This window comes from Verrucomicrobiia bacterium (genome assembly GCA_035946615.1).
Lineage (GTDB): Bacteria > Verrucomicrobiota > Verrucomicrobiia > Limisphaerales > UBA8199 > DASYZB01.
In genome coordinates, this window is the sequence record DASYZB010000010.1 from 15,172 (window position 1) to 39,473 (window position 24,302).

General features: G+C 58.2%; 25 protein-coding genes. 16 read left to right on the plus strand and 9 right to left on the minus strand.

Annotated elements, in window-relative coordinates:
* Positions 1 to 54 precede the first annotated feature (54 nt).
* Genes VG146_01635 through VG146_01645 form a run of 3 tightly spaced genes read left to right on the plus strand, consistent with a single transcriptional unit; the run spans position 55 to position 1,839 of the window.
* Positions 55 to 411 carry a DUF6788 family protein gene (locus VG146_01635; protein HEV2391043.1) on the plus strand — a complete coding sequence of 119 codons (357 nt, stop codon included), beginning with the start codon at positions 55 to 57 and terminating at the stop codon, positions 409 to 411.
* The gene (locus tag VG146_01640) at positions 411 to 1,070 is read left to right on the plus strand and encodes a UPF0236 family protein (protein HEV2391044.1); all 660 of its coding nucleotides are present in this window, start codon (positions 411 to 413) and stop codon (positions 1,068 to 1,070) included. Before VG146_01635 ends, VG146_01640 begins: the two co-directional genes overlap by 1 nt.
* Complete coding sequence (locus VG146_01645; protein HEV2391045.1) at positions 964 to 1,839, plus strand: hypothetical protein; 876 nt, start codon at positions 964 to 966, stop codon at positions 1,837 to 1,839. Before VG146_01640 ends, VG146_01645 begins: the two co-directional genes overlap by 107 nt.
* On the opposite strand, the gene VG146_01650 is transcribed toward VG146_01645, so the two are convergent.
* From VG146_01650 to VG146_01660, 3 genes are all read right to left on the minus strand, one after another.
* Positions 1,806 to 2,093 (minus strand): hypothetical protein, encoded by a 288-nt coding sequence (locus VG146_01650; protein HEV2391046.1) that lies wholly within the window; start codon positions 2,091 to 2,093, stop codon positions 1,806 to 1,808. The two genes, VG146_01645 and VG146_01650, sit on opposite strands and share 34 nt — an antisense overlap.
* A gap of 127 nt (positions 2,094 to 2,220) precedes the next feature.
* Positions 2,221 to 3,024 (minus strand): hypothetical protein, encoded by an 804-nt coding sequence (locus tag VG146_01655; protein ID HEV2391047.1) that lies wholly within the window; start codon positions 3,022 to 3,024, stop codon positions 2,221 to 2,223.
* Positions 3,025 to 3,036: 12 nt separating this feature from the next.
* Entirely contained in the window at positions 3,037 to 4,554 is a 1,518-nt protein-coding gene (locus tag VG146_01660) for a hypothetical protein (GenBank protein ID HEV2391048.1), read from the minus strand.
* 436 nt (positions 4,555 to 4,990) lie between these two features.
* Between VG146_01660 and VG146_01665 the strand changes: the two genes are divergently transcribed.
* Positions 4,991 to 6,529 carry an alpha-L-fucosidase gene (locus VG146_01665; protein ID HEV2391049.1) on the plus strand — a complete coding sequence of 513 codons (1,539 nt, stop codon included), beginning with the start codon at positions 4,991 to 4,993 and terminating at the stop codon, positions 6,527 to 6,529.
* Positions 6,530 to 6,835: 306 nt separating this feature from the next.
* The gene (locus VG146_01670) at positions 6,836 to 8,161 is read left to right on the plus strand and encodes a Gfo/Idh/MocA family oxidoreductase (GenBank protein HEV2391050.1); all 1,326 of its coding nucleotides are present in this window, start codon (positions 6,836 to 6,838) and stop codon (positions 8,159 to 8,161) included.
* Between the two features lie 9 nt (positions 8,162 to 8,170).
* Here VG146_01670 and VG146_01675 read toward each other — a convergent pair whose 3' ends face one another.
* On the minus strand, positions 8,171 to 8,920 hold the full coding sequence (locus VG146_01675; protein HEV2391051.1) for a nucleoside monophosphate kinase: 750 nt from the start codon (positions 8,918 to 8,920) through the stop codon (positions 8,171 to 8,173).
* Between the two features lie 313 nt (positions 8,921 to 9,233).
* Complete coding sequence (locus VG146_01680) at positions 9,234 to 10,238, minus strand: ThuA domain-containing protein (protein HEV2391052.1); 1,005 nt, start codon at positions 10,236 to 10,238, stop codon at positions 9,234 to 9,236.
* Between the two features lie 436 nt (positions 10,239 to 10,674).
* Here VG146_01680 and VG146_01685 point away from each other — a divergent pair, with 436 nt between their 5' ends.
* On the plus strand, positions 10,675 to 12,162 hold the full coding sequence (locus tag VG146_01685; protein HEV2391053.1) for an ABC transporter substrate-binding protein/permease: 1,488 nt from the start codon (positions 10,675 to 10,677) through the stop codon (positions 12,160 to 12,162).
* Complete coding sequence (locus VG146_01690) at positions 12,149 to 12,907, plus strand: amino acid ABC transporter ATP-binding protein (GenBank protein ID HEV2391054.1); 759 nt, start codon at positions 12,149 to 12,151, stop codon at positions 12,905 to 12,907. Before VG146_01685 ends, VG146_01690 begins: the two co-directional genes overlap by 14 nt.
* Positions 12,908 to 13,072: 165 nt before the next feature.
* Here the strand turns inward: VG146_01690 and VG146_01695 are convergent, their stop codons facing one another.
* Complete coding sequence (locus VG146_01695) at positions 13,073 to 13,990, minus strand: alpha/beta hydrolase (protein HEV2391055.1); 918 nt, start codon at positions 13,988 to 13,990, stop codon at positions 13,073 to 13,075.
* 234 nt (positions 13,991 to 14,224) lie between these two features.
* Between VG146_01695 and VG146_01700 the strand changes: the two genes are divergently transcribed.
* Positions 14,225 to 14,479, plus strand: coding sequence for a TolC family protein (locus tag VG146_01700; protein ID HEV2391056.1), 255 nt, complete (start codon positions 14,225 to 14,227; stop codon positions 14,477 to 14,479).
* Between the two features lie 96 nt (positions 14,480 to 14,575).
* Here VG146_01700 and VG146_01705 read toward each other — a convergent pair whose 3' ends face one another.
* From VG146_01705 to VG146_01715, 3 genes are all read right to left on the minus strand, one after another.
* Positions 14,576 to 15,715 carry a hypothetical protein gene (locus tag VG146_01705; GenBank protein HEV2391057.1) on the minus strand — a complete coding sequence of 380 codons (1,140 nt, stop codon included), beginning with the start codon at positions 15,713 to 15,715 and terminating at the stop codon, positions 14,576 to 14,578.
* An 11-nt stretch (positions 15,716 to 15,726) separates the two neighbouring features.
* Entirely contained in the window at positions 15,727 to 19,098 is a 3,372-nt protein-coding gene (locus tag VG146_01710; GenBank protein HEV2391058.1) for a polysaccharide lyase family protein, read from the minus strand.
* Positions 19,099 to 19,957: 859 nt separating this feature from the next.
* On the minus strand, positions 19,958 to 21,163 hold the full coding sequence (locus VG146_01715; GenBank protein ID HEV2391059.1) for an FHA domain-containing protein: 1,206 nt from the start codon (positions 21,161 to 21,163) through the stop codon (positions 19,958 to 19,960).
* Between the two features lie 295 nt (positions 21,164 to 21,458).
* On the opposite strand from VG146_01715, the gene VG146_01720 reads away from it, so the two are divergent.
* From VG146_01720 to VG146_01755, 8 genes are all read left to right on the plus strand, one after another.
* Positions 21,459 to 22,325, plus strand: a complete 867-nt coding sequence (locus VG146_01720) for a hypothetical protein (GenBank protein HEV2391060.1) — start codon at positions 21,459 to 21,461, stop codon at positions 22,323 to 22,325.
* 24 nt (positions 22,326 to 22,349) lie between these two features.
* Positions 22,350 to 22,625 (plus strand): hypothetical protein, encoded by a 276-nt coding sequence (locus VG146_01725; GenBank protein HEV2391061.1) that lies wholly within the window; start codon positions 22,350 to 22,352, stop codon positions 22,623 to 22,625.
* A complete protein-coding gene (locus VG146_01730) occupies positions 22,622 to 23,014 on the plus strand; it encodes a hypothetical protein (protein HEV2391062.1) in 393 nt (130 codons plus the stop codon). Before VG146_01725 ends, VG146_01730 begins: the two co-directional genes overlap by 4 nt.
* On the plus strand, positions 23,011 to 23,187 hold the full coding sequence (locus tag VG146_01735; GenBank protein HEV2391063.1) for a hypothetical protein: 177 nt from the start codon (positions 23,011 to 23,013) through the stop codon (positions 23,185 to 23,187). Before VG146_01730 ends, VG146_01735 begins: the two co-directional genes overlap by 4 nt.
* Before the next feature lie 205 nt (positions 23,188 to 23,392).
* Positions 23,393 to 23,632 carry a hypothetical protein gene (locus tag VG146_01740; GenBank protein ID HEV2391064.1) on the plus strand — a complete coding sequence of 80 codons (240 nt, stop codon included), beginning with the start codon at positions 23,393 to 23,395 and terminating at the stop codon, positions 23,630 to 23,632.
* On the plus strand, positions 23,629 to 23,820 hold the full coding sequence (locus tag VG146_01745; protein HEV2391065.1) for a hypothetical protein: 192 nt from the start codon (positions 23,629 to 23,631) through the stop codon (positions 23,818 to 23,820). Before VG146_01740 ends, VG146_01745 begins: the two co-directional genes overlap by 4 nt.
* Positions 23,814 to 23,999, plus strand: coding sequence for a hypothetical protein (locus VG146_01750; GenBank protein HEV2391066.1), 186 nt, complete (start codon positions 23,814 to 23,816; stop codon positions 23,997 to 23,999). The genes VG146_01745 and VG146_01750 overlap by 7 nt, the downstream gene beginning before the upstream one ends.
* Positions 23,992 to 24,261, plus strand: coding sequence for a hypothetical protein (locus VG146_01755; GenBank protein ID HEV2391067.1), 270 nt, complete (start codon positions 23,992 to 23,994; stop codon positions 24,259 to 24,261). The genes VG146_01750 and VG146_01755 overlap by 8 nt, the downstream gene beginning before the upstream one ends.
* Positions 24,262 to 24,302: the final 41 nt, after the last annotated feature.

Sequence of the window (24,302 nt, forward strand, 5' to 3'; positions counted from 1 at the left end):
ATGATTTGCGCCGTTTTTTGTTGTCTTATAGAGATGTATATCTATACTACGCCCATGAATACTCCTCTCACACCTCAGTCCCTCATCCAACAGATCCTTCAAATCCAACGGATGGAGCACGGCTCCCTCTCCATCATCCGCCAGGGACCCAGCGGTCCCTACTACAACCTCAACTCCTGGGAAAACGGCAAAAACTGCTGCCGCTATCTGCCACAAGACAAGGTTCCGGAGGTCCAACAGGCCATTGAGGGTTACCAGCAATACCAGCAACTCACCGAGCAATACGCTCAGCAGATCATCGAGCAAACCCGCGCCCAGTTGCATATCGGCGTAAAAAAAAAGCTCCAGCCCAACCCGCAGAGATCCCGCCCCAAATCCGCCTCGCCCAAGACCAGGAAATCGAGCACTTGATGGCCCGTTTCCAGGCTACCGAACCCAACGGTGTCGCCGTCCAGAAATTGGAGGGGCTAGTACGGACGGCCGTTTTTCGCTCGGCCAGGGACGTGGTCGCTTATCTGTTGCAGCAAGCTGCCGACCGCATTGACGCGGCTTACCAGCCCAAACCAGGCTGGCAGCGCAAAGCAAAAGCGCAGCTCACGCTCGACTGCATCTTCGGGTTTTTCACTTTGGAACGGGACTATTACTATCATCCGGGCAAGCAGCAGGGGCACTATCCGGCTGATGCCGCCTTGGGGCTGGAGGGGAGCTCTACCAGGAGCTCTACCCCGGCCTTGGCGCGGTTGGTGTGCTTAGAGGGGGCCGATGAAGCCAGCTACCAAAAGGCCCAGGAACATTTGAAAGAGACCGGCGGTATTAAGGTGTCGGCCCGGCAGATCCAACGGTTGGTACAAGGCGTGGGTCCCGACGCCCAAATCTGGCAAGAGCGCGAGGCATTGGTACCACTGCCGGGCACCCAACCGGCGTCCATTATGTATCTCAGCGGCGACGCCTCGGGCGTAACCCATGCGCCCGGAGGAACTGGAGGGCCGGGAAGGCAAAGGACCCGACGGCAAGGCCAAGACCCGGATGGCCAACCTGGGTTGCGTTTTCACGCAGCATCAAGTCGATGACCAAGGCCATCCCATACGCGATCCCAACTCAACCACCTACGTCTCCACCATGGGACCGCTCGAGGAGTTCGGCCCGCTGTTGCGGCAGGAGGCCATCCGGGGACTGTCCTTGGCCGTGTTCATGGTAATGCTCATCGATGGCGCCGAAGGGTTGGCCAACATGGGGCGACTCTGTTTTCCCGCCGCTCTTCAAATCGTGGACTTCTATCACGCGATGGAGCACGCCCGCAAGGTGCTGGCGGCCCTGCTGGGCAGCAAGGAACATCCCGATTTCAAGAAACGACTCGGCCGTTGGGCTCGACAATTACTCCGCGATAAAGTCCAACATCTCATCGACGCCGCGCGCAAGGAATGCGCCGGCACCGCCCGAGCCGAGGCGGTAGAAAAGGAACTTGGTTATTTCGTTCGCAACGTGGCGCGCATGCAGTATGGCACTTTCCGCAGCCGGGGTTTCTTCATCGGTTCGGGAGTCATCGAAGCCGGCTGCAAGACGATCATCGGCACTCGGTGCAAACAGTCAGGCATGTTCTGGGGCGTACCTGGAGCCCAAAACATCCTGGCTCTGCGCTGTATCAGCGCCAGCGCCGACTCTCTGACTTTTGGAAAACGCGACTCAACGCCCACGCTGCCCGCAATGATTGCCTGGCCCTTGCCGCCTAACCGAAGAAATCTGTCCCACGCACAACCTGCGCCATCGGCTTCTCAAGATGTTTGCAATTCCCACAAACTGCGCAACTATGGCGGTTCCATGGCCCACCGCTCCTTTTGAGGGCGCTTTTGAATCTCGTTCCACACCTCCTTGTAGAATCCTTTTGGCATTTTATAGTGCGCTATGCTTCCCTGGCTGTCGATCACGACATCGAGGCACTCGTTGCAGAACTGGACCTCAATTTTGCCGGCCGGCGTTCGGAAGATGGCGTCGTGAGAGTGCAAGTCCCACCTTCTCCCAACTGGGTCCGCCTCGAGATGAACGCTTCGCGAGATGCGCGCGACGTCTGCCGCGTTGGTAATGGTGAAGCTCACCTGGTTGGTTGTGCCCAGGTCCTCCTGGACCAGGGTTATCGATGTGGCGTTTGTAAAAATCCAGGAGCGATGCGGCAGCTCGCTGTGCGGCTCTGGCGCCGGTTCTGCCGGCGCGGCGCGCGCCGGGTCATCTTTTTTCTTTTTTCAACTCGGGGGGCGCCGCGCCTCCGGTGTCAAGCCCTCTAAGATAGCACGCCAGTTTGCCTTGGGGATCGAAGACGAAGCCGAATTTGGGGAGCGGCATGAAGGGGGCGTTGACACCTTCCCCCACATCCACAGAAACTCCACCGTTCATGGCCCCTGACGCGCTGGTTGGCCTGATGGCGATTTGGTCGGGCGGGAATTCTTGGCCTCCTGAATCCGCCTTTATAAGCCTAAGAATCTCCTCCCGGCTGACTGACATCGGCAGCGGCGGCGCCGGGCTTTTTGGCATGCGGAACAGGTCGTTGGCTGCAGCGGACATCAGGTAATCAACGCATATCTTGCCGTGGTCATCGCTGACGCCCAAGGTCGTGCCATTAATCACGAAGCTAAATTCTGGGGCCGGCCCGTCCGGAAATGCGCTTTCCCTTAGCTTGTCCTCTGTCACGTCCTCTGGCCGGAAGGGCAGGTGCCTTCCGTATATCTTACACCACTGTTCCACGGCCGGTTTGATCTTCTCCGCGAATTTTTTGTCGAATGCTTCCCTTTCCTCGCTAGTCATATCGGAAACGGGCTCTCGAATTTGGCGAAGCCGCTGTTGAATGGGATTCATGGGCCGGACAGCAGCAATCGCCACATTCGTCTTTAGGGGCAGCGAGCGTTCTGGGGCGGAGGCGGCCGGAGCTGGTTCAGCGGTTGGGAGCGTCCGTTTTTGATTAGCAAGGAAGATCGCTATGGCCACTAGCATCACAGCGACCACAAGCACGCCCATGCCCCAGTTCCGCCTCATAGCTTCGTTCCTCTACTGATTTACGTTCCCCAGATTGTTTCCCATTATTTCGTCGTCCAGCAGCGTTGTGTATGGCAGCCAGTAGTAGCCGGTGAGAACAGGCTTATACACCGAAAGACCTGGGAAATTGTTTAGGGTGACTCTAAGCATCCTGGCGACGCCCCAGTTTGGTTCGCAACCGCCGGGGTAACTGTTGGGACCGGTGACCCAGAACTGGTCGAATCCCTCCTCTGCCTGGGCAATCGATGTCAGTGGAGTTCCAAATCCCTCCTGGGGAAACTCTCCCGCGAAGAACAGGCCGCTGTTCTTTCTCATGAAAGTCGTGTCTTGGAGCGGCTTGGGGCGAATTCCGAATGCCACGGGAAATGGGATTCTCCCGGGGTAAACCGCCGGGTTGGTGGAAATGGTGTTGCAGGCCCACATGGCAACTTTCCTCATTCTCCAGTTTTGTCCAGCAGCTTGGGTCCAGCCTGCCAGCTCACCGGATGAAGCCACGGCCCCGTTGTACCCCGGGCCCTTTGCGCCGACTCCGGTCCAGCCGCCATGGGTTGGCCCCCAGGTAAGATCAGAGTAAAGCATGCTGCCCAACTTTTGCTGATGGAAGGGTTTCCAACCAGATTGACTCCCCGGATTGAGGTCATACCCGGTGGTGATGTTGCGGCCGTCTCCTATTTCCCACGAGTAATATTGGGTCAAGCCTAACTGGTCGTAGATGTCGTTATATAAGAATTGCAAAGTCTGGTCGATCCAGGTCTCTGCTTGGCTGTTGATCCAGCCCATCCACTGATTGTTGGTGTTCGACTCCTCGCAGTACGTGAGGATGACCCCCGCCCCGGGCCGCACCCCCTGCCGGTCTATGGTGTTCGTGACGTCCAAGGTGGTCGGATCGTTTGCCACAAAGTGTACGACGTAGGTGTCGTCAGTGTAAGGGGTGGTGCCATCGGGCTCCGTGAAATTCCACGGGATCATTGCAGTTCCCGGATTCGGTAGGTCCCCCGCGTAGCTCGCCAGAAGCCGGCCGTCGGACGCGGCGGAAATTGTCACCTGAATCTGATCGGGTTGATTGACGCCGAAAAGAATTAAGTTCGTGCCCATATCGGGCGAGCACATGTCGCTGGCGTTCACAAGGAACGCCGGATTTTCAAAATCGAGAGAGAGTGTGGCCGTGTTGCCGTAAACCAGTTGCGTGTCCATCGGGGGGTTTTGCGGATCGAATGCAAAAGGGATGCTCCCGTAGTTTATCTCAATCTCCTGGAGACCCGAGGCGGCGTACCGGGTGTCGAGGGTTACGGTATTTGTGCTGCCGAGGGTAACAGTGGCCCTGGGCTGGAGGCCGTTAACTGTTACCGCAAGCCCCTGATTTGTGCCCGTGAGGCCGCTGATGTCGGTGATCACTGCCTGGACCGAGATGATGTTGCTGACCGTCTCGTTGGGTTGGGGGCCTGTCAATTGCATCTGCGCCCCGCCGTAGGGGATCGCCGCGAAAAAGGCGTTATAGGAGAGGTTCAGGTTTGACACGAGCATGAACATGGGATCGGCAACCTGGTATTGAGGGACCGTCCCCTGTATCAGCCAGCCGTCTTGCGCGCCGGGACCGGATAGATCGATGTTCTTCCAGAATGCGGCGGGAAGGCAAGCGCAGAAGAATTAAAATGCATTAAAATTGCAGGAAATTTCCGCGGACAGCATAGCTTTTTCTTGGTTTTGGGCCAGCAAGGGATGGCCAGAAACGCTTGTCGGGGCCAGCAGTCTGGTTTTGTGTTTTGTTTCGCCAGGAATTCGTAATCGCGGTCGTGTTAATCAAATGTCCTGCTGGGCAAGCTTTGACCTTCCGGCCCCTGCGTCCTCATCACGAGAATCGCTGGCCAATTGGGCTTTGCGTTGACGGCAGAATCCAATACGATTGCAGGGTGATGCCGATGACTAATGTCCTCATCTGACCTGAATTGTTTATCACCAATCCAAAATGAGTATCAAACGCACCACCTTGGCGCTTTTTACGCCGGTCTTGCTCTTCCTGCTCTTTCTGGTCCAGGGCGCGCAGGCCGGTTCCTCCAACCCTCTGCCGATTGCTCCGGGCCCGTTCGAACCGACGATGGATTCACTCACCAATTATCATTGTCCGGAATGGTTCCGGGACGCGAAGTTTGGGATATGGGCGCATTGGGGTCCGCAGGCGGTGCCGATGGACGGCGATTGGTATGCCCGGCATTTGTATGAACAGGGGCAGGAACAATACCGGGATCACCTCGAACATTACGGGCATCCCGCGACCAATGGTTACAAGGATATTATCCCGCTCTGGAAAGCGGAGAAATGGGACCCCGGCCGCCTGATGGCGCTCTACAAGCGCGCCGGCGCCCGCTATTTCGTCAGCATGGGCTCGCATCACGACAATTTTTTCCTCTGGAACTCGAAACTGCACCGGTGGAATGCGGTGAATATGGGGCCGCACAAGGACGTGGTGGGCGCCTGGCAAAAGGCGGCCAGGAAGCAAGGGCTCCGCTTTGGGGTTTCCGAGCACTTGGGCGCCAGTTTCACCTGGTTCCAGGCCAGTCACAAATCAGATAAGACGGGCCCTTTGGCCGGCGTGCCTTACGATGGCGCCAACCCGGAGTGGCAAGACCTCTACCATTTCCCGGCGGAGCCTGGGGACACCGGTTGGTACAGCACCAACCCGCGCTGGCAAGATCAGTGGTTTGATGAAATCAAGGAGTTGGTCGATAACTATCATCCCGACTTGCTCTACAGCGATGGCGGGGTGCCCTTTGGCAACGAAGTTGGCCGCAGTTTGATTGCGCATTTGTATAATTCCGATCCGCATCGCCGGGGGATGCGCGGCCAGGTGGTCTATACCTGCAAACAAAAGTCCCAAGGCCGCTGGGTCGAGGACCTCGAACGCGGGGTGATGCCGGGCATCAACCCGTATCCGTGGCAGACCGATACTTCGATTGGGGACTGGTTTTACAACCGGCATTGGAAATACCGGCCAATAACCTGGACCATTCACATGTTGGTGGACATCGTCAGCAAGAACGGAAACCTCTTGCTCAATGTGGTCCAGCGCCCGGACGGTTCGCTTGATGCCGATGTGGAACAGATGCTTCATCAGATGGCCGACTGGATCAGCATCCATGGTGAGGCGATTTATGGCACACGCCCCTGGCTGGTTTATGGGGAAGGCCCGGTGCGCATAAAAGGCGGCAGTTTCAAAGAGGATTTCGCGTATGGCGCCAAAGACATCCGGTTTACGACAAAGGGCCGGACTCTCTACGCTATCGCGTTGGGCTGGCCTGAGGACAACCAGTTGGTAATCAAATCTCTTGCTACCGGCGGCGGCAAGATTAAGAGGGTCAGCTTGCTGGGTTATAAGGGCAAACTCGACTGGATCCAAACCGAGACGGGCCTGGTTGTAAAGCTCCCGGCAGAAAAGCCCTCGATATACACCTGCGGGCTGAAGATCACCGGCGCTGATTTGAAGCCGGCGCCAGTGGCTGCGGAGTGACGACAGAGTGCGCCCAGGGTCTTGGAATGGAGCAGTGCTCTGCCGTGTCCGGTAATGGTAGTGATCTGGAAGTAGCCGCAAAGGAACGCAGGGAACGCAAAGAACCGAAGAGTCTTCCGGTCATACTTCCCGGAAACCGCCGGTCCTCTTGAAACTCCTTCTGCCGCTCTCCCGCTTAATGCTCTTTGCGTTCTTTGAGTTCTCATGCGGCTAAAAGCTTCTGAATTCTTCTGGACCAATTTCGCGGGCCAGAATAGCTTCATGCCCGAATGCAGCCGTTCCCAGAAATCCTTCAGGTGACCATATATGAAAACAAACCGTTCCTGCTCTCGCCGCTCGTTTCTTAAGCAAACCGCAATTGCTGGAGTAGCGCCGTTGCTTCTGCCCTCCCGCATCTGGGCCGCGGATGCAGGTCCCAACAGCCAAATTACTCTGGGTTTCATTGGTATGGGCACTCAGAACCGGGGTTTGCTGGGCGGCTTTCTGAGGCACAACGGCGTGCGCGTCCTGGCCGTGTGCGATGTGGACACCGACCGCCGTGAAAACGCCAAGGGCATCGCCGACAAATTCTACGCCCAATCTGCAGGCAATGATTCGGCCAAGAGCTGCGCCATGCATGGCGATTTCCGCGAGTTGGTCGCCCGTCAGGACCTTGATGGTATCGTCATTGCCACGCCGGACCATTGGCATGCGCTGACGGCTATTGCGGCCGCCCGCGCCGGCAAAGACATCTATTGCGAAAAGCCGATGAGCCACACCATCCGCGAAGGCCGGGCCATGGTCAACGCCGTGCGCAAGAACAACCGCGTCTTTCAGGTCGGCAGCATGCAGCGCTCCTCACACGAGTTCCGCGCCGCATGCGAGTTGGTGCGCAACGAATGCATCGGCAAAGTCATGCGCGTCGATGTCGCGGTCGGCGGTCCGCCTGTTCCCTGTGATTTGCCCGCCGAACCCGATCAACCCGGGTTGGATTGGAGCTTCTGGCTGGGAGCCGCGCCCATGCGGCCTTACAACTCGGTCCTCAGCCCGCGCGGCGTTCACAAACACTTCCCCGAGTGGCGCCATTACCGCGAGTATGGTGGCGGGGGTGTCTGCGATTGGGGCGCTCATCACCTCGATATCGCCCATTGGGCGCTCGGGTTCGACAACACCGGGCCGGTGGAAATCGTGCCGCCCAAAGACCCCAATGCGCAGAGCGGCGTGCGTCTCCTGTATGCCAACGGAGTGGAAATCACCCATCGCAGCGGCAACGGAGTCACCTTTTACGGCGATAAAGGAAAAATCTACGTGAACAGGGGCAAATTCGAGCTTTGGCTTGGAGACGAGCAAAAGGCCAAAGAGGTTGGCGAATGCAAGCAAATGCTGCAGGACCTCTTGCCGGCCAATGCGGTCCGGCTCTATAACAGTTATGATCACCTGGGCGATTGGCTGCGTTCGATGCACACGCGCAAACCGCCTATTTGTGATGTGGAAATTGGGCAGCGATCCGCCACGGCCTGCAATCTCATTAACCTGGCGTATTTCCACGGAAAGATTCTGAGATGGGACCCGGCGACCGAGCAATTCAGTGGGGGCACAGGCGATCCGCAGTGGCTCACACGCGAGTACCGCGCGCCTTGGAAGCTGGCTTGAGCGTCGGGACTAGCGCTGCCGATTGGCCATGGCCTGCAAGGACCTTTGGAGTATCGCCTCTGGCGGGCCTTCGGCCGAAACCGGGAGCAGTAAGTTGCGGCGCTGATAAAACTCCGCCAAAGGCGCGGTGCTGCGGCGGTAGGCCTCCATGCGCACACGGATGGCTTCAGGGGAATCATCCGCCCGCTGATAGAGTTCGCCGCCGCAATGGTCGCATACGCCCTCTGCCTTGGGTGGAAGCGCCTGGATGTGAAACACTGCCCTGCAGTTGCGGCAGGTGCGCCGTCCGCTCAATCGGGCGACGATCTCCTCGATGGGCATCTCATAGCTGAGCACCCCATCGAGATTTACCTTTTGCTCAGCGAGCAATTTTTCGAGGGCCTCGGCTTGGGTTACGGTGCGGGGGAATCCATCCAACAAGAACCCTCCTTTGCACCGAAGGCAGTGAACCCGTTCAGCGACCAGGTCCAGCACCATCTCATCGGGCACTAATTCTCCGCGTTCCATGTACTCGAGAGCCAAGGCCAGGGTGCGGCTCCGATCACACAGGGCCATGGACCTTGCCGCGCGAAAAATATCGCCGGTGGAAAGGTGGCAAGCTCCGAACGTTTCGTTCAGCAATTCGGCCTGGGTCCCTTTACCCACACCCGGCGCGCCCAGCAGTACCAACCGGCGCGGCGCCCCCAGCGGCTTTGGCACAACCTTGCAGCGGCTTTTGCCGGCTGTAAGCCACGTCATTCGATCGCTTGCAGTTCTCATGCTCGCTTCGCGTTTGAATGAAGCTCGAAGCGCGCCCGCTTCCCTTGGGCAAACAACAGGCAAGTCTCTTGGAGACGCGCCTCGAGCTATCTGTAGGTAAACTACTTCACAACGCGTGTGTGCTACAACACACTAATTGCCTATTGCTCGCCCTTTTTTGGCCCCATGGCATTGAATTGGACGGGCGCTGGTGCGCCCTAGGATAGGAGTCCGCGCGAAGGGTCGTGGACTGCGCCAGTCCCTGGCGCTTTTGGGCTTTTGCGCCGCGCGCTCGCCAAGTTTGAGTTAGGCGCCCAAGTGGGAGTGAAAGGTCTTATCTGATCTTCAAGTCATCCGGTCTAACCCCGAGTTTAAAGCTTCCAAAGCCGAACCAGGTCGGATGGTAAGGGGCCACATAATCGACATTGGCTCTGGCGGGGACATCTAACCCGGTCGCCCAATAGCAGGCATTGACCAGCAAACGGCGCAAGCCCTCATTCTCGAGGTCCACCGCTGCGCCCATGGTGGTCACAAAAATTTTTGCGCTTTTCCCTTGCTCGCCTTCAAAGTGGCGCAGCCAGACCAGCGGCATCATCGGTGTGTTTTTAGGCCCAAGCACAGGCGGGTCCGTTGGATGCATGCCCGACAGGACCTGGCCCCAAATCAGAACGGTTGCATCGCTGGGCAGGTGCACGACCGTATAGACATCCGACGGGACCCAAATATCCGCCACCCCTCGTAGCAGGGGGTTGTCTTTGAACGAGTTGTTGATCACCCCGCGCGTGCTTTCCTTGCCATGCTCGCCGTGATGACTCACCCAGGTCTCGCCCAGCACCTGCCGCCCAAAACCGCCCGGCCATTGCTTGCTGCGCCAGTCGAATTTGGCATAAGGGCTTTGCTTGTTGTGCTCGTAGGCAAATGCGTGGGTGCTGGTGCGTAGCGCGATGATGGCTTTGCCGGCATTCAGGTAATCGACGAAATGCTTCATTTGCTCGTCAGGCAGTTCCCGGAATCGCAACGCCATCACACATAAGTCCGCAGAATCAAGAGCTTCGAGTCCTGGGATATTTGTCAGCGTAATGGGATCGATTGTGCCATTAGGCCCGATCGGAAATAAAACGGTGCACTTGAACCCGTGGCGGACGGCAAGGATTTCCGCCAGCATCGGCAGGCTTTCTTCCGAGCGATACTCTTCATCACCCGATAGAAAAACGATTCGCTTCCCCTGTCCGGGCCCTGGCTTGCCCTGGTACACCACCCAATCGGTTGCCCAGGCTCGGCTCAGGACCACGGAGGGGAGAAAGCCCGCAATTAACACCAAGCTCAATGAGATGTTCATGCGGATAGCATTGGCGGACATAGCACCCCTGACAACCTCAAACGCACTGAACCGGGTGGAGGCAACGTGGTAGTGGGTCTCGCGGCTGCCTCGTTGCCAACCAGGCTTGCCAGTCTGTAAAACCCCGGGAATTCTTTCCCGGGAATCACCGGGGACACGACCCGGCGCAGCCCTGATTGTGAAGGCCCTCTCTTGCGGCAAACTAGGCATCAAGAATTTACAGGTACTTAAAGGCAAGGGAACCGGGACCAAGCTGGTCTCGGGTTGAAAGACTGGAGCTGGCCGCTGCGTCGTGAACGGCATTTGGGATTACGGGCCGTTGACGCCAGCGGCCAGTTCATGTCTTCTTCATGCTGGTTAAGCGCGGTTTGGCCAACCAACAGGCTTGTGAACCAGTTCAGAACCCTGTTTCATAGCTGCGATTACTGTGGTTTAGATGAATCGCTCAGCGTGTTGCTGTCTTTGGGCTGCCCTGTTGTTGGCTGCTGGCATTTCCCGCCCGGCCAAGGCTGCAGATCACCTTGACCAAATCCGCTCGCGGGGGGTGTTGCGGTGGGGGGCTGATGCCGAAGCCGGCGCCCCTTATGTTTATCCCGATCCGCAGAATCCCGAGCGGTTGATTGGCTTCGAATATGAGCTCGCAGACGCCCTGGCGGCCAGGCTGGGGGTCAAAGCCAGCATGGTCCAGAACCAATGGGACCAACTTATCCCGGCGCTGGACCGGGGCAACTTCGACATCATTCTCAACGGTTTGGAGCTGACGCCGGAAAACCAGCAGCGCATTGCCATGAGCCGGCCCTATTACGCCTACGCCCAGCAGATCGTTGTCCGCAGGGAGACGGAGGGCCTGGCCCACCTGGAAGACCTCAAGGGCAGAGCGGTGGGCGTGCTCTCCGGTTCGGCGGCCGAGCGGTTGCTTAAAGCACAACCAGGCGCGGATTGGAAAAGCTACCCGGGCAATGTCGAGAGCTTCCAGGACCTCAAGAACCGGCGGATTGACGCGGTGGTCCTCGATTTGCCCATTGCGTTGTACTACGGCCAGTCGGAGCCGGCGCTCAAGTTTGCCGGCCAGCCGTTTGCGCCCGGCTATTATGCCATCGGCGTGCTGAAGCAGGATACAAATCTGCTGGCTGCGCTCAACCTGGCCATTAAGCAACTCGTCGCCGACCACACCCTGGAACGGATTTACCGCAAATACGGTTTGTGGGATGGCCGGCAGGATTGCTTGACAGATTTCCAAGCGGCCGCGCCGGTGGCCTCAAGACCAGGACCGAGTCTTCGCCAGCGTCTGGGTTACGTGCCGTTGCTGCTCAAGGCAGCGGTAGTTACGGCCGAGCTTTCCGTGCTCTCAATGGCCCTGGCAGTGGTTGCCGGCCTGGTCATTGTGCTTTTGCGGCTCTACGGGCTTGGCCCGATTAAGTGGCTGGCTAAAGGCTACGTCGAGGTGATTCGCGGCACGCCTTTGCTGATTCAGCTTTTCCTGATTTATTATGGCCTGCCCGAATTGGGCATTCGCATGAATGCCTTTTGCGCGGCTATTGTTGGGCTTGGCTTGAATTACGCCGCCAACGAGGCCGAGAACTACCGCGCGGGCATTCTAGCCATTCCCCACGGCCAAACGGAAGCCGCACTGGCTTTGGGAATGACGCGCTGGCAGACCTTGCGCCAGGTGGTGCTGCCGCAAGCGGCCTGCGTGGTCCTCCCGCCGGTCACGAATGATTTTATCGCCATGTTCAAGGATACCTCGATTGTTTCGGTCATCACCATGGTCGAATTAACCAAGGAATACGGGATGCTGGCCGCCTCCAATTCCGATTACATTGTGGTGGGCCTGATGACAGCGGGGATTTATTTTGGCTTGAGCTACCCGGCCTCGATTTTCGCCAACCGGTTGGAAATCAAGTTGCGCCATGATCCTCGTTGAACAACTGATTAAATCGTATCATTCACTGCGCGTGCTGCACGGGATCGATCACAACCAGCAGCGCGGCGAGGCGGTGGTGTTGATTGGACCAAGCGGCTGCGGCAAGAGCACCTTTTTGCGCTGCCTCAACCAGCTTGAACCAGCCGATTCGGGTCGCATCACCATTGATGGGGTGACCATCGAAGGCGGAAGCGTCCCGCGCACCAGCCAGGACCGGGAGCAACAGCGCCAGTTACGGCTGCGGGCCGGGATGGTCTTTCAATCCTTTAACCTCTTTCCGCACCTGACGGCGCTGCAAAATGTCATGCTGGCGCCCGTGGTTGTTAAAGAGACGCCGGGTGCGGAGGCCGAAGCGTTGGCCCTGGCGCTGCTCAAGAAGGTCGGCCTGGAAAGCAAAACCGCCGCTTATCCTTCGCAGCTCTCAGGAGGCCAGCAGCAGCGGGTCGCCATTGCCCGTGCGCTGGCCATGGAACCCAAAGTCATGCTCTTCGACGAACCGACCAGCGCCCTGGACCCGGAATTGCGCGGGGAGGTCTTGCGCGTGATGCGCCAACTCGCCGAGGAAGGCATGACCATGCTGGTAGTTACCCACGAAATGCAGTTCGCGCGGGATATGGCCGATAAGGTGGTATTTTTCGAGGCGGGCCGTGTGGCCGAAAGCGGTCCACCTGAACAAATCTTTTCGTGTCCCCAACAAGAGCGGACGCGGGAATTTGTTCGAAGGGTGAACATGCAAGATATATAAACGGGGCTGAGGAAAGGGCCGGTTCCAAACCTTCGTAGGAGACGACGTGAAGAGTCGAGTCTCTGATCAAGATGGTCTGCTGGCCGCTGCCTTTGCTTCCGCCCGAACTTGCTGACCAGAGACTACTTACGTCGTCTCCTACACTCGAGAGTGGTGGGTCGAAAACTATTTGCCTTCCCCCAGCAGCCCCCGGCTGCGCATCCAGTCGGTGGCGCGCTGGGGCCAGGTGGTTACCAGATTTTTAGTCGAGCGTAATCCGTAACCGTGGCCGCCCGTTGGATAGACGTGCAACTCGAAGGGGACGCGCGCCTTTCGCAGGGCGGCGGCGTAGAAAAGCACGTTCTCTACCCGAACCGGGTCGTCGGCTGCCATCACCAGGAAAGCGGGCGGAGTATTGCCGTTCAATGTGAGTTCCGGGGCGACACGGTCATCTTGGTCTTTCACGGTAAGGTAGCCGGGATAAATGAGGAGGGTAAAGTCCGGTCGGCAACTGGTTGCGTCGGCATCATCCACCGCTGGATAAGTTCGTTGAGCGTATTGGCAGCCAACCAGGGCGGCCAGATGGCCTCCAGCCGAGAACCCCAGCACCCCGATGCGGTGCGGGTCAATGCCCCATGTGGTCGCCTGATGCCGCACCAAGCCCAGGGCGCGCTGTGCGTCCTGGACAGCAGCGGTGTGTTTCTCGAGGCCGGGGCGTTTGGGCACTCGATATTTCAAGAGAATGGCCGTCACGCCAATCGAATTGAGCCAGTCGCAGACCTCGGTGCCTTCCAGGTCCATGGCTAGAATCGAATAGCCGCCTCCAGGGCAAACCACCACCGCCGTGCCGGTTTGCTTGTCGGCTGGAGCCGGGTAAACGGCAATGGTTGGAACGGACACGTTACCCAGCCGGATGACCTGCTTGCCGGCAACCAGGCCGTCGCCGGGCTTTGTGGTATCGTGTTCCTCGCCAAGATTTCCAGTGTCTCCTGGGGCTGTGGCGGGCCAGAGCCGGATGACCTTTGCAGGTTCCGAAGCCGCGCAGGGAATCAGCACAACGAACAAGGGTGCCAGTAAAAGAAACCTTTTGGGGATGGCTATCATGAGCGCAGCAAACCGCCTGCGATTGGCGAAGTCAAGCCTGGCGCATTAAGCTGTGAAGGTTCGCCCCTGGGCGCGGGGCGCCGGTCGGTTACTGCGTAGGCGCGCCAGAGCCCGCAACGCCAACGGCGTCCCTCATACCAGGCCACGGCAGCGCCGTGGGAACACGGGCGTGCAGGTGAATAGTCGCAGGCCAACGGCCTGACTTATAGAGCCCTTTACGGGGAGGATGGTGGGATGGACTACACGCAGAGGGACCCCTCTCCCCGACCCTCTCCCCTTCGGAAGGGGGAAGAAGCCCAAAAGAGCGCCCGGTTGGCGCTGGTGGCCCAGGTTGGCGCGGCCTATCTCACCGAACGGGAGGTGAGCGAAGAGCTTGACGCGGCAGGGCAATCGTTGAAAGCAGCGCAGCAAATTTATGATCTGACTAAACGCGGTTTTGAGGCCGGCGTTCTCTCCCAAATCGACCTGAACAATTCAATCAACCTTTAGCAGGCGCTGGGCGTCGGGTGGAAGGAATTCTCGACTCCAAGTCAGCCGCCGGAGGCCTCGACGAAATTAAAAAATGGCCGTTAGGCATCACTTCAATCATTTGCGTCCCAGGCCGAATTGATCCCCGGCGCGAACGGGCTGGCCATCGGCAAAGTCAATCTCCAGCAACTTTTCGCTCTGCACATCGGCGCCGTGCTCATCTTTGAGCTCCGCAACGATTTTGCGGCCGGCGGTCTCAATGACGTCGCCGGTGGATGGATAAGCATATTGGCCGTCGATGGTGAAGGTGACCCAGCCCGGTTCGTCGCGCAGCAGGATGCTTTGGATTTGCTTGGGTGGCATGGCGGTCGCATCGAAAAGATGAAGGCGGCGGTTAAATGAATCACACAGCCAGATTTCCTTCTCGTCGGGAGTAAGGCCAATGCCATGGCTGGGACAGCCGTGGCGCTTGGTCGGCCCCGTCTTGAACCCTTGGACCTGGACGCGGCAAAGCATCTTGCCAGTCACCAGGTCGCCAACCTCGAACCCGAGCAACTCGTTGACGTTCACAAAACAGAGTGTCCCCCGGGCGTTGACGGTGAAGGGGCGAATGACGTTGCTGAAAGGGCCCTCCACGCTCGTGATGGTGTGGGTTTTGGTTTCAGCGATGCGGAGCAGTGGCGATTTGAGCCCGGCCAGATAAGCGTGGCGGCCATCCGCGGCGTAGATGGTGTTATGGGCGCCGGAGCCCGGTTCGAGACGTTTGATAACCGCTCCGGAAAGGGCATCGACCACGTTCCAGTGGGCTTGTTCGAGAGAGGGCAAGTAGATGACTTTGCCATCCGGGGCTAAGGCCAGGCGATCGCATCCGCCCTGGTATGGTTTTTCCCAGAGCACCTTTTCGGTGAGCAGGTCCAGGCAGCTCAGGGTGCGGGTGGTGGTAATATATAAGCGCCTGGTGCCGGCATTTGCTGCAATGCCTTTTACGTTGAGCGGCTTGCCGTTGGCATCGAGTCCGCCGAACGCGATGCGTTTGACGAACCGATGACCGTGGTCGATGTCGAACACCAAAACCCCATGCCCGCCGTATTCGAGATAATCGCGAATCCCCGGCGCGCCCACATAAAGCAGCCGTTGAGTGGCAGCGGGAGGCGGTTCAGCGGCGGCCACAATCCCAAACCAGAAGAGCAAGGGCAAACCAACCTTGAGCAGGGCAGGGGAGAACAGGCTGGAAAAGACGTGAGCGGGTCGGTGCATCAAAACACGCACTAAGGGGCGAAGTCAACTTTCAGGGACAAGGGGGCAAACGGCTTGATGGGCGCTTTGATGGTTTTGCCATGCTCTCGAAGATTGCGCTGAGCGGTCTCGACGAGATTACAGGCGACCACCGCGCGAGCCGGTTTGGGCAGCAGCAGTTTCGCCGTCCCGCCCGCGCCGGCATAATCGCAGCAACGGAAAACAAAGCCGTCTTTATCCTCGGCTTCTTTGATAGTCGTGAGCGGCAAACCCACCGGCTTGATTTCAACCAACGATTTGGCTACCGCCGCAATGACAGGCTTCTGTCCGTCCCTGGAAAGTTCCGGGGCCAGCGCTGCCCTGGCCACGGGTGGACAAAACATATCCCAGCCTTTGACAACAGCATCCCGTTTGACAAAGCCCCCCGCGCTGGAGGTCAGCGAATAGCGGAAGACGAAACGGCCGCCCTGCTGGGCCTTGTAATTGGTGTGCCAGTAATTGTTCATGATGTAGGCAAAAACGTGGCCATGGCGCAGCGAAAGCTCACGCGGCCAGGTCGAGGCCGTCATGTGGCCCAATGTGAAGAGAGGCGCATCCAGTGGTGAAAGCTCGACGGTGTCTGCGCCGTCGGAAACAGCCAGCCAGCGCTGGACAGAATACCAGTCGCGGCAGGCAGAGGCGTGCTGGTCCTTGAGCGGTTCGGTGATTTCATCCGGATATTCGAGCCATAAACCGCCTTTGTTTGCGTCGAACGCAAACGGGAAAGCCAGATAGACGGCCTCCTTATTGAGCGTTTCTGTCTTGTCCAGTTCGTAAATCAAATCCAACTGCTTCAACCCGCGGTAAAGGCGGACGCGCACTGTGATCTTGGGAAAGTTCTCCGTTGTCGCCTCGCTGTCCAGTTCGCCAAAAACCGGTCCGTTGATGGATTTGATCCCGGTTCCGGTCTGCCGATGATACTCAAATTTTGGCGGCGGCAAATTGTTCAAATCGGAGTGGACCGCATAAGTGCCTTCGCCGCCCGTGACGTAAATCAACTCGCCGAGATCGAACTGGCGCTGGGCATCCACCAGTTCGCGGCGCAGTTGCTTGTCGTAAATGGACTGGATGCCGCCGGTCTTGGGATTGAGTGTGACGCGGTAAAATTCGTTTTCCATTTGAGCGCCGGAGATTTGAACGGCGTCCGGCCCAGGGGCTGACACTGCCGCAACGCGATAGGAGCGATAGCCGACGGAAGGCAGATTCTCCGCGACGAAGCAGTTTCCGCCTTCAGGCAGCGGTTGGGAGGGGAGTATTTTCCCTGTTTCGATGTCCTGCACCGGGCTGGTCGTTTCCGTTTTCACGACGGCTTTGCGCGGCCAGGCCAGGGAGTTAAAGACAAGCAAGTCCGCCGGGGGAACCATGGCGGCGAGCCTGGCCAAGCCGGAATTTAACAGCGCGCGCGACTCGTCGTCGGATTGGCGCGCAAAGGAACTCTTTACTTCCCATTGTTGGACGGTTTGCTCGGAGTTTGGGCTGGAGATGCTGCCGGCCGCGCCCCAAGTATGCTCGTTGTAGAGCAGAACGTCCTGCCAAACCTCGTCGAAATTGGTTTTAGGATAAGCGGCGCGGGTCATGAGGCTAGCCAGTGAATGCAGCATCTCGGCGGTTACGGCGCGCTCCTCTGCCCGGCGGGACAGGGTAGTTTCCAGGGCGCTGGAACCGGCGCCGTCCTCCCACCAGCCGCCAAAGTCGGTTTTGATGACGGGAATATCATTGGAAAAATTCTTCTCGATATAGCCGAAAAAATCTTCGGGCTGGGCAAGAATCAGTTTTGGGTAGTCCCATTGGGCGTTCCAATCCTCAACGACCTTGGGCAGCCACGGTTCGACCGACCGATTGTCGCTGAAGCTGCCGTTGAGCAGAGCGGCGTCATAGGGATAATTGGTTGTTTCAAAACGGGCCAGGAACGGGGGCAATTGCTCGCTGGCGCGGGTGACGCTGGGCACCAAGTTGCCGGCCGCGCCGTAACCGGGGCGGGTGGTGATGTCAGCCAGCACGCGCGAGCCGTCGGCGCCTTCCCAGTAAAATGGATTGGGCACTTGGCCTGCGTAAGGGGCGCGGTCGTTGTTGGCGCCTTCGATGAAATAGCGGATGCCGGAATTGGCGAGCACCATGGGCAGAGTGCCAATGGCGGAGGGGACGTCGTCGAGGATGACCGAGTTCAACTGGCAACCAGCGCGGTTGGCGAGGTTGCGTGAGGCCAGCGTCAGCCGGTTGAGGGCCTCCGAGGAGCAAAGCCCGGTGAGCATGTTGGCGTAATCGCCGGAAAGGCCCCAGCGCTTCTGGCGCAGGCGTTCGAAGACGGCGTCGGTCTTTTCAGAATGCAACTGCAACAAGGCGTCGAGTTGCCAATAGGTCTCGGAGTACCATTTGAAAAATGGGTATTGGTCGAGCAACTCGAGCGCGCGCAGGCCATTGTCGGCATGGCGGGTGCGGACGCGTTCCTGAAGGTCGGTGTAGCCGACGTCGGTATGGACTGTGGGCACGATGAACAGACGCCATTTTTTTGCCGGAGGCAACAGGAGCGGCAACTGGATTTGGCGCCGGGCCGCTTTGAGGGTCAGCTCAAGCTGGGCAACGACCGGGACAGCGATGAGCAAATCATTCTGGCCGAAGCGCAGATCAAATTTTTGGGAACCGGAAAAGCTCTTGGAAGTCCAAGCCAATTCCGCCGGAGCTGTGCCGGCCTCGAGGTTATCAATTGAGACTTTCACCGCGCGTTGAAGTCCCTGCGGCGCGCGTTTGAAAAAGGGCAGGGGCTCGGTGGTGAGGCTTAAGGTCTGGGCGGGGGCGGGGAGGCCGCTTTCGAGCCGGAGGTCGTCGAACAGCGCCCAGCTTCCCTCGCGCGTGGTCAAGGCGATGGTGTTGTCACCGGGGCGCAGGAGCAGGGCCGGAAAGAGTTCCTGAATGGAACAATTTTTCCCTGCTTTGGGGTCGGACAGGGCATCGTCGCTGCTGCCTCGAGGCAGTCTGCGCTGGATTTTTTCGCCATTGATGTCGATGACCAGGCGGGGCGGAGCCGCGGCGTGGGTGCTAACGAAGTCAATGACCAGGCGGTAGTAGCCGGAAGAAAGTTGGGGGATTTGAAAATGGATTTTGAAGGTGTGGTTATGGCGGCCAGCCCAGGCGTCTGCAGGTCCCGGCAAGATGTAGGGCCAGTCTTGCTTCGGATCGCTGCGGCCCGCCACAAAGTCGGCATCATGGGGAAACTGTTTTATGTACTCGGCCCAATTCCCGGCGATAGCAAATTCCCGGTAGTCGCTGTCCGGCACACCGATTTGAAAGACCACCTGGTTTTGTTGGGCGCCAATGGAGCAGGCCCAGGCGCAGCAAAGGAGAACGGGCAAGAGTATTTTCTTCACGAATGTGCAGGGAGAATATGGGTTGAATTCGGCGGCGTCAAGAAAGGGCGCATTAGCCGCAAAAGAACGCAAAGATCAAGGGTCGGGGGAAATGGTTGAATTGAACGGAGGGAACGGAGGCATGGGGATGAGGCCATCGGGAATCGAAGTGGAGCGACGATTTCGATGCCAGTTCGCGGCGTTAGGTCCCTCCAGGGCCAATGACCAAGGTCGGTTCCAAACCTTTGCAGGAGACGACGAAAGGAGTCTCTGATCAAGATTGTCAGTTGGCCGCCTTTGGTTCCGGGAAGTTGCTGATCAGAGACTCCTTACGTCGTCTCCTACACTTGGGATTTTAGAATTTTGCTTTGCGATTCTTGATTGAGGGACCGCAGATGACGCAAAGATTAACGCAGATGAATTGTGGATTTCAGAGGGGAGGAGCGCGAATTGGGGGGCGGGTTTTGGGAGTCTGAAAAAGGGACGAACACGGACGGAGGGCAAACGGCAGATGGCACACAGAGGGGCGGCGCGGCGCAGTCTGAAAAATCTAGGCATTCCGTGTTCCCGCAGCCCATCACTTGGAGGCGGACCGCAAAAGGGTTCTGGCGCTGGTCGAGGAGCGATTGGATTATTTCGAGCGCCGAAGGTGCGCAGGCGCGGCAAAAAAGGAGGGAGGCCCGTGAGCGCGGCTGGCGAAGCCTGTCTAAAGGGTCGAGTCAATGGAATGAGCGCGAAACCGGCAAAGCGAATGGGATCGAGAGGCTTTACGCTTCTTGAACTGTTTGGCGATGGACATGTGGTTCTGGTGAAGCGGACCGATTACCTATTCCCGCCGAGATTGCCAGCCAATTGCGCGCCCACACCGTGACACTTGGCCTCACCGATTGAACCACCCCAACTCCTCTTTGTGCGTGAGGTAAAGCAATCCCAGAATCCGCATGCCCACAGCGACGAGATAAAGGTACACCAGGGCCGAAATCAATCCGGGCACAAACGGGACCGGAATGGCCGATACCAGTGCCCCTTCGACAAACCAGTGGAGCAAAAAAACGAGCACGAAGGCCGTCGCCGCCGCAAGATAAGGCAGGGGCACACGCAGAATCGACCAGGCCAGAGCGATGGGGTTCAACGCACCGAGGTGATCAAACATGGCCAGCGCCAGGGTCCCCATCGGAGCCAGCAGCATGCCGAGGCCAAGGGCGGCGAGATAAGCAATGGCGGCTTGCGTTTGGGTTCCGGGCCGCCAAACACCAATCAGAAACGATGGCCCGAAATAAAGCGCCAAAAGGGCCAGAAGCTGCAGGTAAGGCATGAGGATGTCGTCCTTCCAGTCGGTGAAATTCGGCCAGTCAGGCAGTTCTTTTTTCCCCTCGGCCGTCGAGGTGATGATGCTTTTGGCATAGCTGAACATGTAGCCTGTCACAATCAGCCCGATCAACGGCATCCATCCCAGCACGAAAAAGAACAGCGTGCCGACGACCAGCATGAGGACGCCACTGCCCTGGAATGGATAGAGCAACGAGCCGGGCAACAACGCGATAAAACCTTTTGGGGCTTTTACTTCTTCGCGCTGGATCTCGACGGGCTGGCATTCCGAACCGCACCGGCGGCAGAAGTGCCTGGTGATACCGTCAGCCAGCCGTGTTGTGACGCATAGCTCGCAAACGGCTTGGGCGCACCTGGGACACAAGTATCTCCCGAGCGCTGCCGGGTGGGATTTGCAGAACCTGTTCGTTGCGAGAGCCGCGCTAATCCGCCGGGGCAGGGGGGGCTCTTTGGTTTCTGTCTGGTCCGGCTCATCGGATTCATACCGCAGTTCCACCTCACCCAATCGGATGCGTTGGCCCGGCTTGAGCCTCGCTTGCTCGATAAGTTCCCCATCGACAAACGTGCCTGCCGTCGATCCCAAGTCCTTCAGCCAGGCGGCGCTATCCGACATTGTCACCTGGCAATGGGAGCAGGACACCGAGGGGTGCTCGATGGGAACCTCGTTTCCCTCGCCACGTCCGAGGGAGATTGTTCCGGGGTGCAGTTCAATCGACCAGGCATCTGGCGTGTCCGGGTTGACAATAAGCCGCGGCATGACGCTTCCGTGCTGTCGAGAATACCGGGGCCGCCCCGTTCCGCCAACGACAATTGCCGCAATTCGTTGCTAATTGCTAAGAGATCTAAGAGATGGGCTTGAAAGCGGCCATACTGTAAGAATGAATTTGTGCCTGGGATGAGGAAACAATAAAACTGGGGGACAGAATCATTCGGAATGGAGGGTTTACAGAAACAGCAAAGGCTCACCATGCGCCAATCCTGGCGCAATTGAACATAACATACATTGTGCGAAGCCGCCTCAATTTCAAATTCATTCGCTTACATCAATCCAAATGAGCAAACCAAACCTCATCCAATTTGGGACTGCCGTGGGCTTTTACCGCAATCCCCGAGTCCGCGAACTCTATGACCGGCTCAAAAAAGAGATACCGAGGAAGGTAGATTTTGCCGAGTTGGCGCCGATGCTTTTTCAGGTGGTTATGTCCGCTGCTGCCGAGAACCAGATCGACGGTGACTTTGCAAGCTACAACGCCAACCGCTGGTGCGAGATTTTCCTGGCGAACCATGTGCAAGTAACGCTCAAGGAAGCTTCGCTGATCCGGGTTTTGTTTAAAGACATCGGCTTATTCGAGGGGGACAAAATCCGTTCCTGGGCCAAGTTCAACCGGCACCTGGCCGACTACGAGGGTATCGTCAAAGCTAAGAGACGAGCAGGCAAACTTTCGGCAAAGAGGCGCGAACAAGACGCCCGATCAGCCCTCAAAGGAGGTCGAAAAAACGACGAAATTTCCGCTTCGGAACCCGAAAAAAGCGCTTCCGAAAATGGTTCTGCGAGCAAGCAACTTTGGCTCATCGAAAAGGGTCTGGAAAAGGCCAAAGGCAAAGCCCGCCGGGAGCTGCTGGTCAAGAAGGAACGTCTCCTGAGCGGTGAGCTTGGCGTTGACCTCTCCGAGCCAGCGCCGGCAGCTCGCCCGCCGGCGCCCAAGGCGCAAAAGGAAACTCCGGGCGGATGGCAGCGGACGCTGCTCAGCTCTGCGCGGCAACTGCTGGCCGATTCACCGGAGCTGCTCACCGAGAAGATGGTTATCGCCCTGGCCAACGCGCGCGCCAAATTCCCGGAGGACGTTTACCAGAGATTTCGCAAGGTCCTTGACGGCCTTGCCGAAAAAGAAGCCGGAGACAATCCCGTCCCCGGCTAAATATCAGAACCGAAAGGAAGCATCATGCAAAAACCAGAACCTGTCACGGAGGAAGTTATCCGCGAGGACCTCAGCGTCAATTCCGACGATGGAGGCGAGCCTGCCGTTGCGCGTGGCATCAGCAAGACGCCGCTGATCAACCGCGAGCATGTCCGGGCCCTGCTGCTGGACCTGGCCAAGGCCCGGGCGCACAAATATACGCGAGTCAGCGAAGAAACGCTGCTCACCGTCAACGAAATCGTCCGGGCCCATTGCGTGTATCACGTAGGGCGATTCCCATCGAAAGGCAAAACGCTATGAGCGACTACGAACCCTCGGCGGCCACCGTGCTCGACTGGCTGCACTCAAATTTAGGCGGAGCCGCCCTTGCTCCGCTGACGGGCAGCGACACTCACGCGCTGCGGGCAGCGGTGCAAATCATGGAGCAATATGCCTACGACCGGCACCCGGGACTGCTCAATGCGTTTGCTGAGGTGGTCGGGCGGATGCAACCAAAGACGCGGGAGCTAGCTTACCACGCAATCGCCCACCCTCTCGACTGGAGCGACCGTGCACGGGTATGGGCCGAGGCCGGACTGGGAACACCGGTTTTTTTTCAACCGCGCATGAAGTGCTCATTCGAGCCGGGCGGCTCTCGCATCGATCACCTGGAGCTAGAGCAGAAAGAAGGTGAGGCGGAGAGCTTATGATTTCCGATTTTGAATTCTTCGAGAACGCGGAACGCATCAAGCAGCTTGAGGCTCTTCAAAAGGAGCTTCTTGAAAAGAAGATGGCCCGGCTCAAAGCCCAGATACAGAAGCTTTGCCAGGATTCTGCGGAACGGAAGGCCCAGGACAGGTTAAAGAGAAAGGAGCAAAAATGAAAGCAACAAAAAGACCGAGGCTGAGTTCTGCTCAACCTCGGTTAGGAGCGCGATTGGAACTCGCGCTAACAACAGGCGGGTGGTGGTGCCACGATTGTCAGAGTCACACCGAGCGCATTGAGAGCGAGCAGGGTGAGCCTGCAAGTTGCGCCGGATGCGGCTCTCACCGAATCGAATACCAACCGCCGATCACATCAGCAACTCTATGACCAAAGAAATTTTAATCCAGATAATTCCCGATGAGCGGACGCGGTTTCTGTGCTCTGACCACGAGCTGATGGACAGCCTGGCTTCGGCCATAAAACCAATGGTGAAGGGCTGCCTCAAGGTTTGGACCACAGGGCCAATCCCGGAAATCAAGATCGTGCCAAAGGGCGAAATGAGCGCCGGCGAAACAGTGCGGAGCGCGCTGGACGATCCGAGTGATGTTCCGCCCTGGCGATGAGTGCCGAGGACGCACTGCGGTTCCTCGACCACGAGTCCGGCTATTGCCGCTGCCACGATCAGCACGAAGCTTTGTGCCTGCTCTTGCCGGGCCTGCTCCGGGTCCTGGACCTCGAGCCGATGAACAGTTACGAGGCTGAGAAATTCCGCAGCGAATTCCGCAAGGCGCTCAGGGAGGCCAAATGTTGAAAGACTACCTTTGGTTCGGTCTGGCCTATCTGGCAACGCTGCTGCTGTTCGCGGCCGCCTTTGGGGGAGGCTGCTGCGTTGGCCGCTGGTCCAAGGAACTGGAAGAGCTGCGCAAGCTTCCGCCTTGGCCAGGACGAAAGGAGCATCGCGCTGAAAACTACACTGAGCGAATTGGTTGAAAGCTCCGAGCAATTGCCCGGCGCTTTGATGATGCAGGTTTGTCTCGAGGACGAGCTCGGAGCCGACCTGGCGCTGCCGCTGGCGAAGAAGGCGAGCACGACGGCTGAACGGATGCGGCGCTACCGTGCCCGTAAAATCCTTTACCGGCATCTTCTGCGGGCGCGCTCTCTGGGCTTGCCCATCTCTGACGCCATCCAGCTTTTGCATGCTGCCTGGCAAAACAAGCCTCCCCAAAAATGCCCTCCCCGATTCTCAGCGTAACGCAGATCGGCGTTACGGCCCTGGCTCGATGAGTCACAACC

Bases quoted from the DNA above. Each gene is read 5' to 3' on its own strand.
- VG146_01635 (HEV2391043.1), top strand. From the start codon at position 55: ATGAATACTCCTCTCACACCTCAGTCCCTCATCCAACAGATCCTTCAA.
- VG146_01640 (HEV2391044.1), top strand. From the start codon at position 411: ATGGCCCGTTTCCAGGCTACCGAACCCAACGGTGTCGCCGTCCAGAAA.
- VG146_01645 (HEV2391045.1), top strand. From the start codon at position 964: ATGCGCCCGGAGGAACTGGAGGGCCGGGAAGGCAAAGGACCCGACGGC.
- VG146_01655 (HEV2391047.1), bottom strand. From the start codon at position 3,024: ATGAGGCGGAACTGGGGCATGGGCGTGCTTGTGGTCGCTGTGATGCTA.
- VG146_01660 (HEV2391048.1), bottom strand. From the start codon at position 4,554: ATGTTCATGCTCGTGTCAAACCTGAACCTCTCCTATAACGCCTTTTTC.
- VG146_01665 (HEV2391049.1), top strand. From the start codon at position 4,991: ATGAGTATCAAACGCACCACCTTGGCGCTTTTTACGCCGGTCTTGCTC.
- VG146_01670 (HEV2391050.1), top strand. From the start codon at position 6,836: ATGAAAACAAACCGTTCCTGCTCTCGCCGCTCGTTTCTTAAGCAAACC.
- VG146_01675 (HEV2391051.1), bottom strand. From the start codon at position 8,920: ATGAGAACTGCAAGCGATCGAATGACGTGGCTTACAGCCGGCAAAAGC.
- VG146_01680 (HEV2391052.1), bottom strand. From the start codon at position 10,238: ATGAACATCTCATTGAGCTTGGTGTTAATTGCGGGCTTTCTCCCCTCC.
- VG146_01685 (HEV2391053.1), top strand. From the start codon at position 10,675: ATGAATCGCTCAGCGTGTTGCTGTCTTTGGGCTGCCCTGTTGTTGGCT.
- VG146_01690 (HEV2391054.1), top strand. From the start codon at position 12,149: ATGATCCTCGTTGAACAACTGATTAAATCGTATCATTCACTGCGCGTG.
- VG146_01695 (HEV2391055.1), bottom strand. From the start codon at position 13,990: ATGATAGCCATCCCCAAAAGGTTTCTTTTACTGGCACCCTTGTTCGTT.
- VG146_01700 (HEV2391056.1), top strand. From the start codon at position 14,225: ATGGACTACACGCAGAGGGACCCCTCTCCCCGACCCTCTCCCCTTCGG.
- VG146_01705 (HEV2391057.1), bottom strand. From the start codon at position 15,715: ATGCACCGACCCGCTCACGTCTTTTCCAGCCTGTTCTCCCCTGCCCTG.
- VG146_01715 (HEV2391059.1), bottom strand. From the start codon at position 21,163: ATGCCGCGGCTTATTGTCAACCCGGACACGCCAGATGCCTGGTCGATT.
- VG146_01720 (HEV2391060.1), top strand. From the start codon at position 21,459: ATGAGCAAACCAAACCTCATCCAATTTGGGACTGCCGTGGGCTTTTAC.
- VG146_01725 (HEV2391061.1), top strand. From the start codon at position 22,350: ATGCAAAAACCAGAACCTGTCACGGAGGAAGTTATCCGCGAGGACCTC.
- VG146_01730 (HEV2391062.1), top strand. From the start codon at position 22,622: ATGAGCGACTACGAACCCTCGGCGGCCACCGTGCTCGACTGGCTGCAC.
- VG146_01735 (HEV2391063.1), top strand. From the start codon at position 23,011: ATGATTTCCGATTTTGAATTCTTCGAGAACGCGGAACGCATCAAGCAG.
- VG146_01740 (HEV2391064.1), top strand. From the start codon at position 23,393: ATGACCAAAGAAATTTTAATCCAGATAATTCCCGATGAGCGGACGCGG.
- VG146_01745 (HEV2391065.1), top strand. From the start codon at position 23,629: ATGAGTGCCGAGGACGCACTGCGGTTCCTCGACCACGAGTCCGGCTAT.
- VG146_01750 (HEV2391066.1), top strand. From the start codon at position 23,814: ATGTTGAAAGACTACCTTTGGTTCGGTCTGGCCTATCTGGCAACGCTG.